At 63.7% G+C, this 18,727-nt stretch carries 13 protein-coding genes and 1 pseudogene; 12 read left to right on the top strand and 2 right to left on the bottom strand.

The window, feature by feature from the left end:
* Positions 1–113 precede the first annotated feature (113 nt).
* The 6 genes and pseudogenes from AAHM38_RS12115 (at position 114) to AAHM38_RS12140 (ending at position 7,245) form a co-directional block, all read left to right on the top strand.
* Positions 114–1,664, top strand: a complete 1,551-nt coding sequence (locus AAHM38_RS12115; protein ID WP_116576256.1) for a cryptochrome/deoxyribodipyrimidine photo-lyase family protein — start codon at positions 114–116, stop codon at positions 1,662–1,664.
* Positions 1,665–1,672: 8 nt separating this feature from the next.
* Positions 1,673–1,837: a DUF2256 domain-containing protein gene (locus AAHM38_RS12120; RefSeq protein WP_165835792.1), complete on the top strand. Its 165-nt coding sequence runs from the start codon at positions 1,673–1,675 to the stop codon at positions 1,835–1,837.
* Positions 1,834–3,135, top strand: a complete 1,302-nt coding sequence (locus AAHM38_RS12125) for a DASH family cryptochrome (protein ID WP_165835793.1) — start codon at positions 1,834–1,836, stop codon at positions 3,133–3,135. Before AAHM38_RS12120 ends, AAHM38_RS12125 begins: the two co-directional genes overlap by 4 nt.
* 149 nt (positions 3,136–3,284) lie before the next feature.
* On the top strand, positions 3,285–4,664 hold the full coding sequence (locus AAHM38_RS12130) for a sensor domain-containing diguanylate cyclase (RefSeq protein WP_009239811.1): 1,380 nt from the start codon (positions 3,285–3,287) through the stop codon (positions 4,662–4,664).
* Positions 4,665–5,196: 532 nt separating this feature from the next.
* Positions 5,197–6,093 carry a LysR family transcriptional regulator gene (locus AAHM38_RS12135; protein ID WP_116576258.1) on the top strand — a complete coding sequence of 299 codons (897 nt, stop codon included), beginning with the start codon at positions 5,197–5,199 and terminating at the stop codon, positions 6,091–6,093.
* A gap of 160 nt (positions 6,094–6,253) precedes the next feature.
* Positions 6,254–7,245, top strand: a pseudogene (locus AAHM38_RS12140) (AI-2E family transporter).
* Positions 7,246–7,278: 33 nt separating this feature from the next.
* Here the strand turns inward: AAHM38_RS12140 and AAHM38_RS12145 are convergent.
* Positions 7,279–7,995 carry a TetR/AcrR family transcriptional regulator gene (locus AAHM38_RS12145; protein ID WP_009239808.1) on the bottom strand — a complete coding sequence of 239 codons (717 nt, stop codon included), beginning with the start codon at positions 7,993–7,995 and terminating at the stop codon, positions 7,279–7,281.
* A 362-nt stretch (positions 7,996–8,357) separates the two neighbouring features.
* On the opposite strand from AAHM38_RS12145, the gene AAHM38_RS12150 reads away from it, so the two are divergent.
* From AAHM38_RS12150 to AAHM38_RS12175, 6 genes are all read left to right on the top strand, one after another.
* Positions 8,358–9,524, top strand: coding sequence for an efflux RND transporter periplasmic adaptor subunit (locus AAHM38_RS12150; protein ID WP_116576259.1), 1,167 nt, complete (start codon positions 8,358–8,360; stop codon positions 9,522–9,524).
* Positions 9,521–12,688, top strand: coding sequence for an efflux RND transporter permease subunit (locus tag AAHM38_RS12155; RefSeq protein ID WP_116576260.1), 3,168 nt, complete (start codon positions 9,521–9,523; stop codon positions 12,686–12,688). The genes AAHM38_RS12150 and AAHM38_RS12155 overlap by 4 nt, the downstream gene beginning before the upstream one ends.
* 2 nt (positions 12,689–12,690) lie before the next feature.
* On the top strand, positions 12,691–14,154 hold the full coding sequence (locus AAHM38_RS12160) for an efflux transporter outer membrane subunit (protein ID WP_116576261.1): 1,464 nt from the start codon (positions 12,691–12,693) through the stop codon (positions 14,152–14,154).
* A gap of 87 nt (positions 14,155–14,241) precedes the next feature.
* Positions 14,242–15,567 carry a paraquat-inducible protein A gene (locus tag AAHM38_RS12165; RefSeq protein WP_116576262.1) on the top strand — a complete coding sequence of 442 codons (1,326 nt, stop codon included), beginning with the start codon at positions 14,242–14,244 and terminating at the stop codon, positions 15,565–15,567.
* 47 nt (positions 15,568–15,614) lie between these two features.
* Positions 15,615–17,210 (top strand): PqiB family protein, encoded by a 1,596-nt coding sequence (locus AAHM38_RS12170; RefSeq protein WP_116576263.1) that lies wholly within the window; start codon positions 15,615–15,617, stop codon positions 17,208–17,210.
* Complete coding sequence (locus AAHM38_RS12175; protein WP_116576264.1) at positions 17,210–17,881, top strand: PqiC family protein; 672 nt, start codon at positions 17,210–17,212, stop codon at positions 17,879–17,881. Before AAHM38_RS12170 ends, AAHM38_RS12175 begins: the two co-directional genes overlap by 1 nt.
* Positions 17,882–17,924: 43 nt before the next feature.
* Here the strand turns inward: AAHM38_RS12175 and AAHM38_RS12180 are convergent, their stop codons facing one another.
* Positions 17,925–18,680 carry a TetR/AcrR family transcriptional regulator gene (locus AAHM38_RS12180; protein WP_179817548.1) on the bottom strand — a complete coding sequence of 252 codons (756 nt, stop codon included), beginning with the start codon at positions 18,678–18,680 and terminating at the stop codon, positions 17,925–17,927.
* Positions 18,681–18,727 lie beyond the last annotated feature (47 nt).

An 18,727-nucleotide genomic window follows, 5' to 3' on the forward strand; every position in this document is an offset into this window, starting at 1 on the left:
GGAATGCGTTGGAAATTTATGCTCGGCCAGCGCGGTGGGTCGTTCATTGCGGGAGCCGGCGTTCTTATACTCAGACGGCGCGATCGAGCCGCGCTGCAAGCCGCCGAAGATCCATGAGCTACACCGTTGTCTGGTTCAAGCGCGACCTGCGGGTGCACGACCATGCTCCGCTTGTCCACGCTGCCCGCCAGGGAAAAGTCTTGTGTTTGTACGTCATCGAGCCAAGCCTGTGGGCGCAGCCGGACGCCGCATCCCAGCACTATCTCTTTATCCAGGAATGCCTGCATGATCTTGCGGAGCAACTGCGTGCATGCGGCGCACGGTTGCAAGTGGCCGTGGGCGAAGTGACGGAGGTACTCGGGCGGCTGCATGCGGCAGCGCCGTTCAGTCTCCTGGTGTCTCATGAGGAAACCGGTAACGGTCATACGTTCGCGCGCGACAAGGCCGTTGCTGGCTGGTGCCGCCATCACGCCGTGACCTGGCGCGAGTGGCCCCAGCACGGCGTGGTGCGGCGCTTGCCGACGCGAGACGTCTGGCACGACCGCTGGGCGGAGCATATGTACGCGCCCTGCATGCCTGCGCCCGGGGTGGGCGCCCTTAGCGATGTCATGCTGCCATGGCCGGCGATGGACTGGCCTGGGTGCGAGGCCCTCGGCTTGGATACACATGCCCCCCCTCGCCGCCAGCGCGGTGGACGCGCGCGCGGCAGCGAAGTGCTGCGCGATTTCCTGTTCGAGCGAAGCCGGAACTATCGGGGCGGCATCTCTTCGCCTTTGACGGCGCCGAGCGCCTGCTCACGTCTGTCTCCTTACCTGGCATACGGATGCCTCGGCATGCGCGAAGTGGTACAGGCCACCGAGCAACGCGTGCTCCAGCTCAGGGCCAGCACAGACGAGGATGCGGTGTGGCAGCGTAAGGGGCTGGCTGCGTTTGTCAGCCGCCTGCATTGGCATTGCCACTTCATCCAGAAGCTGGAATCCGAACCCGCCATCGAGTTCCGCAATCTGCACCGCGGCTACGACGGCCTGCGTGAATCGGGATGGAACGCCGATCACTTTGCCGCCCTGGTCGCCGGGCGCACCGGCTGGCCGATGGTGGACGCCTGTGTTGCCATGCTGAGAGAGACCGGATGGATCAACTTTCGCATGCGGGCCATGCTTGTTTCCGTGGCTTCCTACCCGCTATGGCTGCATTGGCGGCCGGTGGGCGTTTGGCTGGCCCGGCAGTTCGTCGATTACGAGCCGGGAATTCACTGGAGCCAGATGCAGATGCAAGCCGGCACCACCGGCATTAACACCACGCGTGTCTACAACCCGATCAAGCAGGCGCAGGACCAGGACCCGCATGGCCGGTTTGTCAGGCGCTGGCTGCCGGCCCTGCGCCGCGTGCCCGATGCTTGGCTCTTGCAGCCTTGGCGCATGCCGCCCGATGTGCAGGCGCGCTGCGGAGTGCGGGTGGGCGAAGACATCCCCGTGCCGCTGGTCGACCTTGAGGCAGCAACGCGGCAGGCCAAGATGCGCGTCCATGCGTTGCGTGCGCGGCCGGAAGTTCACGCCGCCAATCACGCCATCGTGAAGAAACACGCTTCGCGTATGCGCCGTGATCGCGTCGACAACCCGCGCGGCAGTGGGGCCACGTCTTCCCAGCTTAGTCTCGACTTTTGATTCCGCCGATGCATAAGAAGCCGAACCTGCCGAACAAGCAATGTGCGCACTGCGGCCTGCCATTCACCTGGCGAAAAAAGTGGGCACGGGATTGGGATGCGGTGAAGTACTGCTCGGAGCGTTGTCGCAGACAAGGCAGGCAGCCCAGGGCACAGCATGGAGAACCGCGTTGAACACCGTGCTGTTCTGGTTCCGCAGCGACCTGCGATTGCATGACCAGCCGGCTCTGCGTGCCGCATGCGAGACCGGAGCCTCGCACCTCGTCCCGGTGTACTGCCATGCCGACTATGAAGCACAGACGCCTTGGGGCTTTGCGCGCGTAGGTGTGCACCGCCGGGCCGTGCTTGCGGCGGCGCTTCGGGATTTGGCCCGCCAGTTGGCCGATCTCGGCACCCGGTTGGTGGAATGCTATGGCCCGCCGGGGAAGGTCTTGCCCGCAGTGGCGCGCGCCGTGGGCGCCTCGACGGTCGTCTGCGAAGACATCGCCGCGCCGTACGAGCAAGCCGAAGTGGCCGAACTGCGAAGCGCGGGGCTGCAGGTGCAGACGGTCTGGCAGAGCAGCCTGATCGATCCGCTGTGTCTGCCTTGGCCTGTTCAATCGCTGCCGGCGGTCTTCACAACATTCAGGCAAGCGCTCGAACGGGCGCGGATTGCACCGTCGACGCCGCTGTCACCGCCCAACCGCCTTCCGCCATGGCCGGCGGGTGTGATCATTCCACCGGGCCTGCGCGCGCCGGCCTACGTTGCAAACCAGACGCTGTCGACAGATTCGCGCGCGTCGTTCCCGTATGGCACACCGGAGTTTGATGGTGGCGAGACGGCGGGCCTTCGGCACCTGGCCCAATACCTGGAGCGCCAGTTGCCTCACACGTACAAGCGCACGCGCAACGCCTTGGCCGGTGTGGACTTCTCGAGCAAATGGTCGCCGTGGCTGGCCACCGGTGCGTTGTCGCCCCGACGCGTGATGGCGGAACTGCAGCAGTTCGAGCAGTCGCATGGACAGAGCGACGGGAGCTACTGGCTATGGTTCGAGCTGCTGTGGCGAGACTATTTCCGCTTTCTGCATCTTCAGCATGGCGCTCGGCTGTACCGCGCACGCGGTCTCGCAAATGAGGTACGGCACGCGGAGCGCCCAGATGTGCAGGGCTTCGAGCGCTGGCGTCGTGCATCGACCGGCGAGCCGCTCGTCGATGCCGCGATGCGCGAGCTGGAGACCACCGGCTACCTCAGCAACAGGCTCAGACAGGTGGTCGCGAGCTACCTCGTGCATGAGCTGGGAGGCGACTGGCGTGCCGGTGCCGCGTGGTTCGAATCCCAACTCGTCGACTACGACGTTTACAGCAATCAGGGCAATTGGCTGTATATCGCGGGGCGCGGCACGGACCCACGTGGCGGCCGGCGATTCAACGTCCGGAAACAGGCCGCTGAGTACGATCCCGATGGGTCTTATCTCCGTCTATGGGCGGCGTGACAGTGCATGGCCAGCAATGCCCCGGAGCGCAAGCGCCGGCTGTGAACGGCGGCCGCGGAAATGAGCTTCGAATCACACATGCGGCCCACCGGCTAAAGACTGCGCATGTCGCGTCGATTACTCATGACGATGCCCCGAGCTAGCGCGACATGACTGAAGCAGTACAACTGGAAGGTGGACGGCCCTCACGCACCGAGATTCTCGCAGCCACGCTGATCAGCGCCATGATTGTTGCCGTGGCTGCGATCGCCTTCCGCCACGCCCAGCGCACCTTGCCAGAGGTCAAGCCGTTTCTGCCCATGTTCCTGACGGTGGTCGTCCTGTCTGAAGGGCTGACCGGCTATCTGTTATTTCAGCGTGCCCGCCTTGCCCGAACGCCTTTTTATGGGGCGCTTGCAGGCGCCTACTTTTTTGCGGCGGCGATTGCCATTGCGCAATTGCCCACATTTCCGGGCGTATTCAGTGCCGACGGCCTGCTCGGAGCCGGCCCTCAATCCGCCGTGTGGCTATGGACCTTCTGGCATTCGGGCTATCCGGTGTTGTTGCTGCTCGCGGCGCTTGGCCGGTATTGCCATGAACGCAGTCGCTCAAGCCCTCAGCTCACGCAAGTGTTGCGAGCATTGCCGTGGTTGGGACCAATTTCAGCAGCGGCCGTAGTGCCGATCTGTATCTGGGGCACCGAGTATTTACCGGCGCTCATCCAGGGTGGGACATATGTCAACCTCGTTCGAATCCTGGGTGTTCCCGTGATCGGATCGAACGTCATTGCGCTTGCTGGCTATCTGGCGCTGACCAGACTCCGGCGCTCGGTGGATGTCTGGGTCACCGTGGCGCTCGCTGTCGGCTTGGCCGACTCGTTATTGACCCTGCATGGGGGCGCTCGTTATACGCTGGGATGGTACGCGGCACGGCTGCTCAGTGTGGTGTCCTCGGCGGTTGTACTGTCGATGCTGATTGCGGATATCACAAGGCTATATCGGGCGCTGATGGCTGCGAATCACAGGCTTGAGCGGCAGTCGTTGCTGGACGGTCTGACGCAGGTCGGCAATCGTCAAGCATTCGACAGATGCTGGGCGGCCGAATCGAAACGCGCGCGGCGTACGGGGCAACCGCTGTCGGTGCTCATGGTCGACATCGACCATTTCAAGCAGATCAACGACACATACGGGCATGGCAGGGGCGACGCATGTCTTGTCGAAGTTGCCAACATCCTCTCGCGCGTTGCGGGTAAGCGCCCGACCGACTTGGTGGCGCGCTATGGCGGCGAAGAGTTTGTTGTCCTGTTGGCAGACACTGAGCGTTCACGCGCCAAGGTCATCGCCGAGCAGGTGCGTCGCGCGGTCGAACAGGCCGCCCTGCCTGCGCCCTCCGTTCGCGGTGTCGTGACCGTCAGCATCGGCGTGGCTGCCTACGCCCCGTCCGCAGATCACGCGCCGGTCGCAGACGCGACATCTGAAGCACTGATGCAAGCCGATATGGCCCTCTACGACGCAAAACGCGCGGGCAGGAATGCGGTGATGGTGCGCTAGCGCGGTCTCGCGGCAGGGCCACCCATTCGGGACTTTCCCCACAACATGCTTGGCGCGCCCTGACGCGAATCGGTCCTGCGTGGAGTGCGATGCATAACCGGCGTCTCGGCTCGCGGCATCAGCGATTGCACGGCGCGTGATCCGCAAAAATAAAGTCTGTCGGGAAGGGGTGTTCTAACTCATTGGTTTATGAAGAATCGTGGTGCCTAAGAAAAGGGCGGCAAGTCTGTCGAGGCCAGGCGGGACAAGCCTTTATCAGCCCGCATAGGCCCCTCGTCGCAGTCGGCGAGCGGAGAGCGGCCTTCATCTCATCCACCTTCTGGCCACACACGCCTCGGGAAGCAGTCGCCTCTTTTTTGGCTTCATGCGTCATAATTGACATTAGTATCAGATATGATTAAATTACGCATGCTCGCGATGGAACCGGGGTCGAGAACGAAGGCTGCTATGGAGTTGAGCGCGTTCAATAGCGCATGGGTTTTAGCTGCCGCGTCAACGTGCGCCGTATCCGCGAGCCTTGTTCGAGGTGCATATGGATCATTTCGAGAGCTTGCGGCTCTTTCGTACGATCGTTGAGGTCAGAAACTTCAGACGGGCGGGGCAGATGCTTGGGGTATCGCCGGCCGTCGTTTCAAGAGCGATCGCTTCCCTGGAAGAGCGGCTTGGGGCGCGCCTGTTCCACCGCTCGACAAAGCAGTTCTCGCTGACGGACGCAGCGCACAGGTTTTATGACGGATGTTGCCGTGTGCTCGACGATCTGGACTGCCTTGAATCTGATGCACGCAGCCAAGGCCATCTCCCTGTGGGCGTGCTGCGGCTGGTCGCCCATACGTCGGCAACGTCTGCGTGGCTGGCCCCACTGGTCTCGTCCTTCAAGCGGATGCACCCAAACCTCATGGTGGATGTGACGTTGGCGGAGGGCGTTGTCGACCTTGCGACCGAGGGCTATGACATCGGCTTGGTATTGCCCTTCATGCTGGCAACCGATTTGGCCGTGACGCGCATGCTGCAGCGCTTGCCTTTGGCAATCGTCGCTGCACCCAACTACTTGGAATCGCATGTGCGCCCGTCTCACCCGGTCGATCTGTCTGATCACGTCTTCGTCACCGTACCGCCTTCCGTGCATAAGCCCATCGTGACGTTCCGCGCGGAGGGCGCGCCGCTCGTGGTTCCACTACGGTACGAAATCACCTCGAACAACGCGGCATTCAACCGTGAAGTCGTACTCGCCGGACTCGGCATGGGGCTGTTGCCATTGGCGCTGGTTGAAGACGATCTGCGAGAAGGGCGCCTCGTCCGATTGCTTGGCGATCATGAAATCCTGGATACGGCAGCGGAGGTGCGCCTCGCTTACATGAGCCGAACGATGGTTCCCGCCAGAGTCAGGGCATTTATTGACCATGCCGTCGCGTACTTCGAGGAGAAATGAGTTGCGGGTTCCGTCTTCTCGGGTGAGCGCCGCTTCCCGTTGCGAACGGTGCAACGTCCATCCCCAGGGTAGCGCGCGCCTATCGAGAACACTGGTGTCCGCTCTGATACGCCGCCAGGCCTGGCTGTGGGGCCTTGTCGCGCTCGCAATCGGTGTCCTCATGTGGGCACTGCGGCCGGTGTTGACCCCGTTCCTGCTGGGCGCGCTGATCGCCTACATGTTGCAGCCGGGGGTGGAGTGGCTGGCGCGTCGGGGGTTGCCCCGCTGGATCGCCGCGTTGGCGATGATCCTGTGCTTTGCCGCGATGGCGGCGCTGCTCGTCACGCTGATGTTCGCCGTCGTCCAGACCGAAGGTCCGCAACTCCAGGCGAAAATTCCTGCGCTGCTTGCCACGCTGAATGCCTGGTTGCGGCCGAAGCTGGCTGTTTTCGGGCTTGGCGTCGACCTGGATCTGCCACATTTGCGCGATCTGCTGGCCGGACCGCGCTATGGTGGTGAAGGCAACTCCGCCATTGCAATCTGGCAATACCTGCGCACAAGCGGCAACGCGATGTTGACCGTCGTGGGCAACGTGGTGCTGGTTCCGCTGGTGCTGTTCTATCTGCTTTACGACCGCCACCAGATGTTTCGACGTATGGAAAGCCTTGTCCCCCGTCGGTGGCTTGCCAAGACGCAGGCGTTCGTCATCGACATTGATCGGATGCTGTCGCAATACCTGCGCGGGCAGCTTTTGGTGATGGTCGTGTTGGCCGCGTTTTACCCCATCGCCTTGACGCTGGCCGGCTTCGAGATTGCCTTGCCGTTGGGGTGTTTACTGGCTTGGCGGTGTTCATTCCCTATGTCGGATTTGCCGCTGGCCTTGCGCTTGCCGTGTTGGCCGCCGTGCTTCAGTTTGGCGATCTTTACGGTATCGGCGCCGTTGCTGTGGTGTATGGCCTGGGCCAGATCCTAGAAAACGTCTTCCTCACGCCGCGATTGATTGGCGAGCGCATTGGCTTGCACCCGTTGGCCGTGATCTTTGCGTTGCTGGCGTTCGGTCACCTGTTCGGATTCTTTGGCGTGCTGCTGGCTTTGCCTGCCAGCGCCGTTCTTGCAGCCGCGCTACGGGAATTGCGCCACCGCTATCTGGCGAGCGAGCTCTATCACGCCTGATCGATGCGCGCCCTCGCCAGACAGCGCGAGGGCTCACATGGCGGCTGCCGCGTTACCGTCCCTGACTTCCGGTAGCGGCAGTTGCGCGATTCTTTCCGCTTCAGCACGCTTGACGCCCAGTGCCTGGAGTACGAAGACGGCCGCACGTTCGGCCAAATGCTCGACGCGAACCGCAGCCGTCTGACGGCTGCGCCCGGGAACCGCCGGTGCCGCCGTAAAGTGCAGCTCGGCCGCAACACCGGCGAGCACTGTCCCAATCACTGAAAGCACGCTGGTCAGCGGATCGGCCACCACAAAGCGCTTGGCGGCAAGCCCGCGCTTGCTGTCGCGTAGCAGGCGCAAGCCCAGGCCGCGCGTCAGGGCGCGTGTAGACACGCCTTCGCGCATCAGCAGCCGGCCCCAGGCCGGTTCGCGCTGCGCCCGCAGCAACGTGTGACGGACCGCGATAGCGATGACCTCGGCCGGATCGGTCAGGCCATGCGCAATGGTATCCAGCTTGTCAGCAAAGTCCTCAAACGCCCAGTCGATCACGGCGGCAAAGAGCCCTTCCTTCGATTCGAAGTGGTTGTAGAACGAGCCGAAGCCCACATCGGCGGCTTCGGTGATCTCGTTGATGGCGACGCGCTCAATGTTCTTTTCAGACAGCAGCAACAGCGCCGCGTGAAGCAGACGTGCCCGTGTTTCCTGTTTGCGCCGGGTGCCGCGCCGCTCGCGGCAGCCTTCTGCCACGCGATTCGTGAGGTTCCGCATAGGGGTCTGGAATGGTGTTCTCCTCGAGGATGATAGTGTCTTGCGTCATAGTTGACAATAATATCAGTTATGAGTTTAATGTCGAAATGTAGGGTCGATCAGGGTGATGCGCCCTGAGTTAGGACGCGGTGATGGGGCAAGCCCCCGGCGAAAAAGGCCAGAGAGCCGTACGCCGTTGCTTGCCGGCTGAGTGCAGCCATTCGCCGAGAAGTGGTTCCTGAACGCCGTGGAGACAGGCGACTCGCGTACCCGACATCCGAGTTCCGTGACGCGTAGCCCGAGAGCCGACCGCGCAGAAGAAGCGCGGCTGCGGGATGTGCGTTACCCATTGTTCGTTAGGCCATCACTTGCTTGGAAACATCGTGAAACATCCTGGTCGTCATGCGCAAACGACAGCGCGCCCCCACCTGTCCGTCGTCGGGCGTTCCAAACGTGCGCCCCTTGTCATTGCCGCCTGCTGCGCTGTACTGCTCGCGGGCTGCCACCACAGCGAAACCCTGGTCAGCGCGCCCAAACCGGTCGTTGCGCTGACGCTGCACCCGGACGGCAACGCCGTTGCCAACACCCTGCCGGGGCAGGTGCAGGCGCGGTACTCCACGCCGCTGTCGTTCCGTGTTGCCGGCAAAGTGGTCGAGCGCCGCGTGCGCATCGGCGATACCGTCAAGCAAGGTCAGGTGCTGGCGATGCTCGACCAGGCTGATCTGCGCAACGACCTCGCCAACGCACGGGCGCAACTGGAAGCTGCCGAACATCGGCTCGTCTTCGCCAAGCAACAGCTTGACCGCGACCGTGCGCAGTCGCAGGCGAACCTGATTGCGCCGGCGCAGATGGAGCAGACGCAGGACGCCTACGCATCCGCGCTTGCGCAACGCGATTCCGCGCGGGCACAGGCCGCACTCGTTGGCGATCGCCTGCGCTACGCGACGCTCGTGGCCGACCACGATGGCGTCATCACCTCGGAAGATGCGGACACCGGCCAGAACGTCCAGGCGGGCCAATCGATCTATCACCTCGATTGGACGGGTGACGTCGACATCGTTTGCGATGCGCCCGAGAGCGCGTTGTCTTCACTGACCGTGGGAAGCACGGCTCGCGTAAGCCTCCCGGCTGCGCCCTCGCAAGTTTTTGAGGCACGCGTGCGCGAGGTATCGCCCACGGCCGATCCGCAAAGCCGCACGTGGCGCGTCAAGCTGTCGCTCGTGGCGCCAAACGCGGCGGTGCGCATGGGCATGACCGCCAATATCGCCTTCGATGCGAAGAGCGACGCGGGAGCCGCGCGCCCGTTCAAGCTGCCCGTCACCGCACTGTTTCACCGCGGCGAAGAGCCTGCGGTCTGGGTGGTGCGCGCGAACACGGATACCTTGGAATTGCGCCCCGTCACCATCGCGCGTTACGACGAGCGCAGCGTGCTGGTCGCTTCCGGTTTGCGCGACGGCGATCGCGTAGTGATGCAGGGCGTGCATGCCGTCAATGCCGGTCAGCACGTGCAAGTGGTCGCCCCGCTGCACCCTGAGGACTTTGCATCATGAGCGCCGAAGATCGCGAAACCGTGCGAGGCACGGCCCCGGTTACGGCGTCTGCATCTCAGGCGGACGAGGGCGGCTTCAACCTGTCGGCCTGGGCACTACGCCACCAGCAGCTGGTGATCTTCCTGATCGGCCTGGCGACGCTTTTTGGCGTGATCGGTTACACGCATCTTGCTCAGTCTGAGGATCCGCCGTTCACCTTCCGGACAATGGTGATCCAGACATACTGGCCGGGTGCAACTGCGCGCCAAGTCCAGGAGCAAATTACCGACCGCATCGGGCGCCAGCTTCAGGCTGCACCGTATGTCGACAACATCAAGAGCTATTCGCGCCCCGGCGAGTCGATGATCTTCTTCGCCATGAAGGACGCCGCCCCAGTCAAGGACGTGCCGGAGACCTGGTATCAGGTGCGAAAGAAAGTGGGCGACATCCGTGCAACGTTGCCCAAGGGCACGGTCGGGCCGTTCTTCAACGATGAGTTCGGTGATGTCTACACCAACATCTATGCGCTCGAAGGCGACGGCTTCTCGCCGGCACAACTGCACGACTATGCAGACAAGCTGCGCACCGTCCTGCTGCGCGTGCCGGGCGTCGCCAAGGTGGACTACTTCGGTGATCCGGCCGAGCACGTCTTCATCGAAATCTCCAACGCGCAACTGACCCGGCTCGCCATCACGCCGCAGCAGATCGCACAGGCCATCGACGCGCAGAACACCGTGGCACCGGTCGGCACGATCACGACCGCCGATGACCGCGTGTTCGTACGACCGACCGGCGCGTTCAAGGATGTGCAGGCGCTGTCCGACATGTTGATCACCGTGAACAAGCGGACCTTCCGGCTGGGCGATATCGCCAAGATCACCCGCGGCTATGACGACCCGCCCGTGACGCAGATGCGCACCAACGGCCGTGCAGTGCTTGGCATTGGCGTGACGATGCAGAAGGGCGGCGATGTGATCGACCTCGGCAAGGCGCTCGACGCCACGGCGGTCGAACTTCAGGCGACGCTGCCTGCTGGGCTGAAGCTGTCTCCGGTTTCCAGCATGCCGCATGCCGTCAAGCACTCCGTCGACGAATTCGTGCGCTCGGTTGGTGAAGCCGTGGCGATTGTGCTGGTGGTGAGCCTGGTATCGCTGGGCTTGCGTACGGGCATGGTGGTGGTGATTTCCATCCCGATCGTGCTGGCAGTGACCGCACTTTGCATGCACGTCTTCGGCATCGGGCTGGACAAGGTGTCACTGGGCACACTCGTGCTTGCACTCGGCTTGCTTGTTGATGACGCGATCATTGCCGTCGAGATGATGGCCGTGAAGCTCGAGCAAGGGTGGAGCCGTCTGCGCGCCGCCGCCTTTGCCTACTCGAGCACGGCATTCCCGATGTTGACCGGCACGCTGGTGACGGTGTCCGGCTTCCTCCCGATCGCGCTGGCCAAGTCGAGCACGGGCGAGTACACGCGCTCGATCTTCGAGGTGTCGGCCATCTCGCTGATCGTTTCGTGGTTCGCTGCCGTGGTCCTGGTACCGCTGCTGGGCTATCACATGCTGCCCGAGCACAAGAACGGCGCTTCTGAACATGGCCATGACCACGATATCTACAACACCGGCTTTTATCAGCGCCTGTCGGGGTGGATCTCGTTCTGCATCGGGCGCCGATGGGCGGTCCTGGGTGTGACTGCCTTGCTGTTTGCACTGGCCATGGCAGCTTTCACCCTTGTGCCCCAGCAGTTCTTCCCGAACTCGGAACGGCCCGAACTGCTGGTGGACCTTCGCTTGCCGGAAGGGGCGTCGTTTGACGCCACGCTGCGCGAGGCAAAGCGCCTGGAGAAAGCACTGGATGGTCGAAAGGAGATCGAACACTTTGTCGATTACGTCGGCACCGGTGCCCCGCGTTTTTATCTGCCGCTGGACCAGCAGCTTCAGCAGCCGAACTTCGCACAGTTCGTCATCACGGCCAAGAATGTTGAAGAACGCGACGCGCTCTCGCGCTGGCTCAGCGCCACGCTTGAGAAGGATTTCTCCGGCGTTCGCACCCGTGTGGCCCAGCTCGAGAACGGCCCGCCCGTGGGCTTCCCGATCAAGTTCCGTGTGAGCGGCGACAACATTGCCACCGTGCGCAACATCGCTGACAAGGTGGCCGAGAAGGTCCGTGCGGATGCGCGCACCCAGAACGTGCAGTTCGACTGGGATGAACCGGCAGAGCGTTCGATGTCGTTCGAGATCGACCAGATCAAGGCGCGCCAGCTGGGGGTGACGTCGGAAGATGTCTCCAACTTCCTCGCGATGACGCTGTCCGGCTACACGGTCACGCAGTATCGCGAACGTGACAAGCTGATCAACGTCGATCTGCGTGCACCGAAGACGGAACGCGTCGACCCCGCCAAGCTCGCCGGCCTCGCCATGCCGACGCCCAACGGCCCGGTTCCGCTCGGCGCGCTTGGGCATGTGCAGAACAAGCTCGAGTACGGCGTGATCTGGGAACGCGATCGCCAGCCGACCATCACGGTGCAGGCAGACGTGCGCGGCAACGCGCAGGGCATCGGCGTGACGCGTGACATCGATCAGGCCCTGGCCGCAGAACGCGCCAAGCTGCCGGTGGGCTATCGCATCCAGATTGGCGGCGCGGTGGAAGAGAGCGTGAAGGGCCAGACGTCGATCAATGCCGAGATGCCCCTGATGATCATTGCCGTGCTGACGCTGCTGATGATCCAGCTCAAGAGCTTCTCGCGCACGTTCATTGTCGTGTTGACCGCTCCGCTGGGGCTGATTGGCGTGGTGACGGCGCTGCTGCTGTTCGGCAAGCCATTCGGGTTCGTGGCGCTGCTCGGGGTGATTGCCATGTTCGGGATCATCATGCGCAACTCAGTGATTCTGGTCGACCAGATCGACCAGGACATCGCGGCGGGCCAAAAGCGCTTCGACGCCATCATCGGCGCAACGGTGCGGCGCTTCCGGCCCATCATGCTGACGGCCGCTGCCGCCGTGCTTGCGCTGATCCCGCTGCTGCGCTCGGGCTTTTTCGGGCCGATGGCCACCGCGCTGATGGGCGGCATCACCATCGCCACGGTACTGACCATCTTTTTCCTGCCGGCGCTGTATGCCGCGTGTTTCAAGGTGCGCCCGGACGAACGGGACCTGCCTTCGACCGGCACTGCCGCCCTGGAGAATTGATCATGAAACGCTCTCGTATGACGTGCGCGCTTGTCGCAACGTCGGTGCTCGCTCTCACGGCGTGCTCCCTGGCGCCTACCGCCGTGCCGCCTGCCACGCCTTCGCCGGACCATTACGGCGTGACCTCGCAGCCCACCAAGACGGTGGAAGCGGCCGGTGTTGCCCAGCAGTTTGATGTGGGCGCCGCGCCGGTGCCGCAATGGTGGAAGCTCTATCGCTCCGATGCGCTGAACGCGTTGGTGGAAGAAGGACTGCGCAACAACCCCACGCTGGCTGCAACGCAGAAGACCTTGTCCGCCGCCCAGGAGGAACTGCGCGCACAGGTGGGGGCGTCAACATTGCCGTCCCTGGACGCTGGGGCGCAAGCCGCACGCCAGCGCACGCCAAACTTCACGGGCGTGGGCCCCGAAGCGCTGCGCTACAACGTGTTTGTTGGCCAGTTGCAGGCGCATTACACCTTCGACCTGTTCGGTGCCACGCGCTATGCCAATGCCGCGAGCGCGGCGCGGGTGGATGTGCGTGGCTGCGAACTGGAGGCAGCACAGCGTGCCCTCGCGGCGAATATTGTCGGCGCCGTGATCAATGCGGCCGCGCTGGACCAGCAGATCGCCTTGACCGAACGTCTTGTTGTGGTCGCAGACGCGACGGCGCGGGACAGCCAGCGGCGGTACGAGCTGGGGGCGCTCTCGCATGCGCAGGCGCTGGCATCGACGCAGAGCGCCGCATCGCTGGCGGCGACGCTGCCGCAGTTGCGCCAACAGCGTGCGGTGTCGATCCACGCGTTGGCCGTGTTGCTGGGCCGCACACCGGATGCAGCGCCGGCGGTACCCGAGTTCAGCAGCCTTTCGCTGCCGAACCAGGTGCCTGTGGCCGTACCCTCGGATCTTCTCCGTGCCCGGCCGGATATCCGCGCCGCCGCTGCTGCGGTCAGGGCAGCGTCTGCAGACGCAGGCGAGGCCACCGCACAGCTTTTCCCGAGCCTGTCGCTCACTGCCTCGCTTGGTCGGGGCGGTTTGAGCTGGCCTGCGCTGCTGTCGGGGGCGGGCGGCTTATGGGCCGTGGGCGCCGGGCTGAGTCAGCCGATCTTCCACGGCGGCGCGTTGATGGCGCACCGCCGCGCCACGCTCGAGCTGTATGACGCAACGGTCCTGCAGTACAAGTCGGCGGTCTTGTCGGCATTTGAAAACGTTGCCGACACGCTCGCCGCGCTGGAGAACGATGCACAGACGCTCGCTTCAGCAGAAGTCGCTTCGACGGCTGCGCGTACGGCCTTCAACGAAACCGCCTCGCGCCGCCGCTTGGGCGCGCTGCCCGCATCTGCCGAGCAGTCGAGCGAGCTGCAGTACCTGAACGCGCAGCTCGACACCGTGCGTGCGACCAGCCGGCGCATGAGCGACACGGCTGCCTTGCTGCAGGCCATGGGTGAACTGCCCGCAAACACTGTCCAGACGATCGCCAAGGACTGACATTGCCTTTGGATGGGCTCGGCCTCCACGCGACTCGCGTGGAGTGCCGTGCTTCGCCCGCAATGCCGATTGGCTCCGTCCACGCCCATGGAATCCACCCACCTGATTGCCTGCCATGAGTGCGACCGCGTGTTTCGGCGGCCGCCGCCGTTGGAAGGCTTGAACGTCCGATGCTCGCGTTGTGCGAGCGACCTGAGTAGCGCCCATCTCGCCCGACCGACCCTCGACAACGCAGCTGCGATGGCGGTGGCTGCGCTCATTACGCTGGTGATCGCGCAGTGCTTCCCGATCATTGCCCTCAAGGCCCAGGGGATGACGTCGCAAGCCACGTTGCTTGACGCAGTGTCCTCACTTTGGGCGGGTCACATGGGCGTCGTGGCTGCGGTCGTGTTTTTCACCACCACGCTTTTTCCCTCGATGGAATTGCTCGCGTTGCTTTACGTGTTGCTTCCGTTGCGCGCGGGCAGTGTGCCGCCCGGATATCGCCTCTTCATCCGCTTTCTCCAATGGCTTCGCCCTTGGGGAATGATCGAAGTGTTCATGCTCGGCGTGCTGGTCACGACGGTCAAGATGATCAGCCTCGCGCGCGTGATTCCCGGTGCAGGCCTGTTTGCATTCGGCGCGTTGACGGTGCTGCTGGCGCTGGTTTCGCGCTTCGATCCGCACAGGCTCTGGCATGCGTGCGACGAGATCGAGGGTGGGGATGGCGCAGCGCCGTCTGGCGAACTGCGAACTGGCTCTTCGTTGATAGAACCGGTCGTGGCGGACTCGCTCAAGGCCGTCTCCGCAAAGCAGGCGGGGCTGGTGGTCTGCCACACATGCGGCAGCGTGCAACAGCGGGATGGCGTCGGGTCGCATCCGCGGTGCCGTCGTTGCCATACGGCCCTGCACGAACGCCGCCCGGCCAGCGTTTCGCGGACTGCCGCATTGCTCCTGGCTGCCGCGCTGCTGTACATCCCGGCCAACCTGCTGCCGGTGATGCACAGCACCTCACTCGGGCGCTCGGAAGACGACACGATCCTGAGCGGGGTGGCGTACTTCTGGACCTCCGGCGACTGGGGCCTCGCTGCGGTCGTCTTTATTGCAAGCGTGGTGGTGCCGATGCTCAAGCTCGCCATTCTTGCGGTGCTGGTATTCGCGGCACGCCGGCGCTCGACATGGCGTCCGCACGAGAGGACACGGCTTTATCGCCTCGTCGAACGCATCGGCAGATGGTCGATGCTCGATGTGTTCGTGGTGGCGCTCACGGTTGCACTGGTGCACTTTGGCTCCTTCGCTGTCATCACCGCGGGCCCGGGGGCACTGGCTTTTGGCGCTGTGGTGATCCTGACCATGATCGCCTCCATGCAATTCGACCCCCGGCTTATCTGGGACCCGATCCCCGACGAAGCACCCGCGCACGACGATTCCTGAGCGGGTCTCGCGCACACCGTCCGTCCGCCTTCTCTTCTTTGTAAGCAATGCGTCCTATCGATCTACCTCTTCCCGAGATCATGCCTCCACGGCGTTGGCTCCCTTCCATTGTGTGGCTCGTGCCGCTGATCGCGGCGTTGATCGGGCTTGCGCTGGTTGCCAAGACCATCGCCGAGAAAGGCCCTGTCGTGACCGTCACCTTTTCCAATGCCGAGGGCCTTGAGGCAGGCAAGACCAAGGTGAAGTACAAGGACGTCGAGATCGGCACGATACAAGCCATCTCGCTCACCCCGGATCTGAAACGCGTGACGGTGAAGATTCAGCTGGCGCGCGAAGCCGAGCGCTTTGCGGCCAGGGACACCCGGTTTTGGGTGGTCCGACCGCGTGTGGGCGCGAGCGGCATATCCGGGCTGGGCACGTTGCTTTCCGGCGCGTATATCGGCGTGGATATTGGGCATTCCAAAGACAGCCAGACCCAGTTCGTGGGGCTGGAGAGTCCGCCTTCCGTCACCACGGATCAGCAGGGACGCCAGTTCTCGCTGCACGGCGATTCGCTCGGTTCCGTCGATATCGGCGCGCCGGTCTTCTATCGGCATCTGCAAGTGGGGCAAGTGGTGGGCTTTGCGTTGGACAAGCAGGGCGGGGGCGTGCAGGTGAAAGTCTTCGTCAACGCCCCCTACGACAAATACGTCGGCACCAACACGCGCTGGTGGCATGCCAGCGGGGTCGACCTCCGGCTCGATTCCAGCGGCCTGAAGCTGAATACGCAATCGCTGGCCACCGTCATCGTTGGCGGGCTGGCGTTCCAGACGCCCCAAGGCCAGCCGGATGGGCCGCCGCCCCCGGACAGCGCGGTGTTCTCGCTGGCGTCCGATGAATCGGACGCAATGCGCGAGCCCGACGGCGCGCCGCTGACTGTGGTCATGCGGTTCAACCAGTCGCTGCGCGGCCTGTCTGTCGGCGCACCTGTGGATTTGCGCGGCATTGCATTGGGCAACGTCACCGACATCGGCATCGAGTACGACGAGGCGGCGAAAACGTTCAGCATGCGTGTTGTGATGGCGCTGTATCCGTCGCGGCTCAGCCGGCGCAGCAACACCTCGCTTCCTGCGCCCGACACGCCGGGCGGTCATGAAATGCTGCAGCACTTGGTCATGCAGGGGCTGCGTGGGCAGCTTCGCATGGGCAACCTGCTGACGGGTCAGTTGTACGTTGCGCTCGACATGTTCCCCAAGGCACCGCGTGCGACGGTCGATGTCCATCGGTCGCCGGTGCAGTTGCCGACGGTTCCGAACTCGCTTGATGAATTGCAGGTGCAGCTTGCCGACATCGCGAAGAAGCTCAACCAGGTGCCGTTCGACAAGATCGGCAGCAACCTGAACGGCGCGCTCGAAAATGCGAACCGCCTGTTCGGTCATCTGGATACCGAAGTGGTGCCTCAGGCGCGGGACACACTGGCGTCTGCACAGCAGACCTTCAACGCAGCGCAGGCAACCTTGCGGCAGGATTCCCCGCTCCAGTCGGATGTGCACGAGGCGATGCAGGAACTGACGCGCACGCTTCAATCGCTCAATGCGCTGACGGACTATCTGGAACGCCATCCGGAATCGCTGCTGTTTGGCAAGAAAGGAGATGCGCGGTGATGGTGTCGTGGCTCCCAATTTGCCGCACCCTTGCTGGCGTGGTTGCCTGCGCAGCGCTCGCGGCATGCAGCTCGCCGCCGGCGCGCTTTCATAGCTTGCTCGGTGCCGATGCCGATGGCGTTGCGGTGTCCGCACCAGCACAGGCACCTGTGCGAACGTATCTCGTCGATGTGGTGGCGGTACGTGTTCCGCCGTCGGTGGCGGGCAGGCGGCTGGTCGTCCAGGCCGGTTCAGGCCAGGTCGATGTCCTGGAAATGGACCGCTGGGCTTCGCCCGTGGCTGATGAGATTCGTGCGGCGCTGTCGTCCGGGCTGGCGTTGCAGATCCGCGCGATGGACCTGCACGGCCTTCCATACGATGGGAGACGGCCCGTCTACCGCGTAGCCGTGGATGTACAGCGGTTTGATGCTTGGCGCGGCTCGCACGTCCTGATCGATGCGGTCTGGACGATTCGCACCGCGGATGATCGTCAACTGCTGACGTGCCGCAGCGTCGTCCAGGAGGACGTATCCGCCGGTATTGACGGCGTGGTAGAGGGCCATCGGCGCGCGCTGAAGGCGCTGGCTTCGCAGATGGCCGAGGCGCTGCTGGCATACGCTGCCGCACCGGCAGAGGTGGCGCGACCGATGCCAGGTTGCCTGGATTCGGCGACCAGTACCGTCGGCAAGTAGGGTTGTTCGCCTAGACGCCCGCGCTGCAACGCGGGCGCTCAGGTCAGCTTGTGCTGTCAGCTGTCTCCACAACGGGCAGCGGCCGGGCGGCCACTTTTTCGGCTTCAGCGCGCTTGAGCCCCAGCGTCTGGAGCAGCGCCGCTGCCGTGCGTTCGGGGAAATGCTCCCCCGAGAAACCCAGCTCTTTGACGATATTCGCGGCCGGCGCATCGGGCGCCAGAAAGTTGAGTTCGGCCGAGACGGCGGTCAGCACGGTGCCGCCGACCGACAGGAATCCGATAAACGGATCCGCCACGACAAACCGCTTTGCCGCGATGCCGCGCTCGATATCGCGTAGCAGGCGCTGGCCGAGGCCGTGCGTCAGCACGCGCGCCGAGAAGCCCTCCCGAATCAGGAAGCGCCCCCACACAGGCTCGCGCCTCGTCCGGACCAACGTATGCCGCACCGATACCGAAATGATCTCGGCCGCGTCGGATAACCCTTCCGTCAGCTTGTCGAGCGAATCGGCGAACTCCTCGAACACTGCGCTCACCAGCGCGGCGTAGATGGCTTCTTTCGATTCGAAGTGGTTGTAGAACGACCCGAAACCCACATCCGCGGCCTCGGTAATTTCGTTGATGGCAACGCCCTCCATGCCCCGATCAGCCATGAGCCGGAGTGCGGCATCCAGCAGCCGTGCGCGTGTTTCCCGCTTACGCCGTGCGCCACGGGGCTCGCGTTCGTCAGCGGCGGGCGCCGGAGGAGTGGGCGTCTTCGCAACGGAGCGCTTCGGAGTTCGGCGAGTCTCGGTGGTGGCCATGATGGTCTGGTGGTCCTTGTCGTGGCCGGAATTATAGATTCGAATGT

The organism is Ralstonia sp. OTU4908, from assembly GCF_038440115.1.
GTDB lineage: Bacteria > Pseudomonadota > Gammaproteobacteria > Burkholderiales > Burkholderiaceae > Ralstonia > Ralstonia pickettii.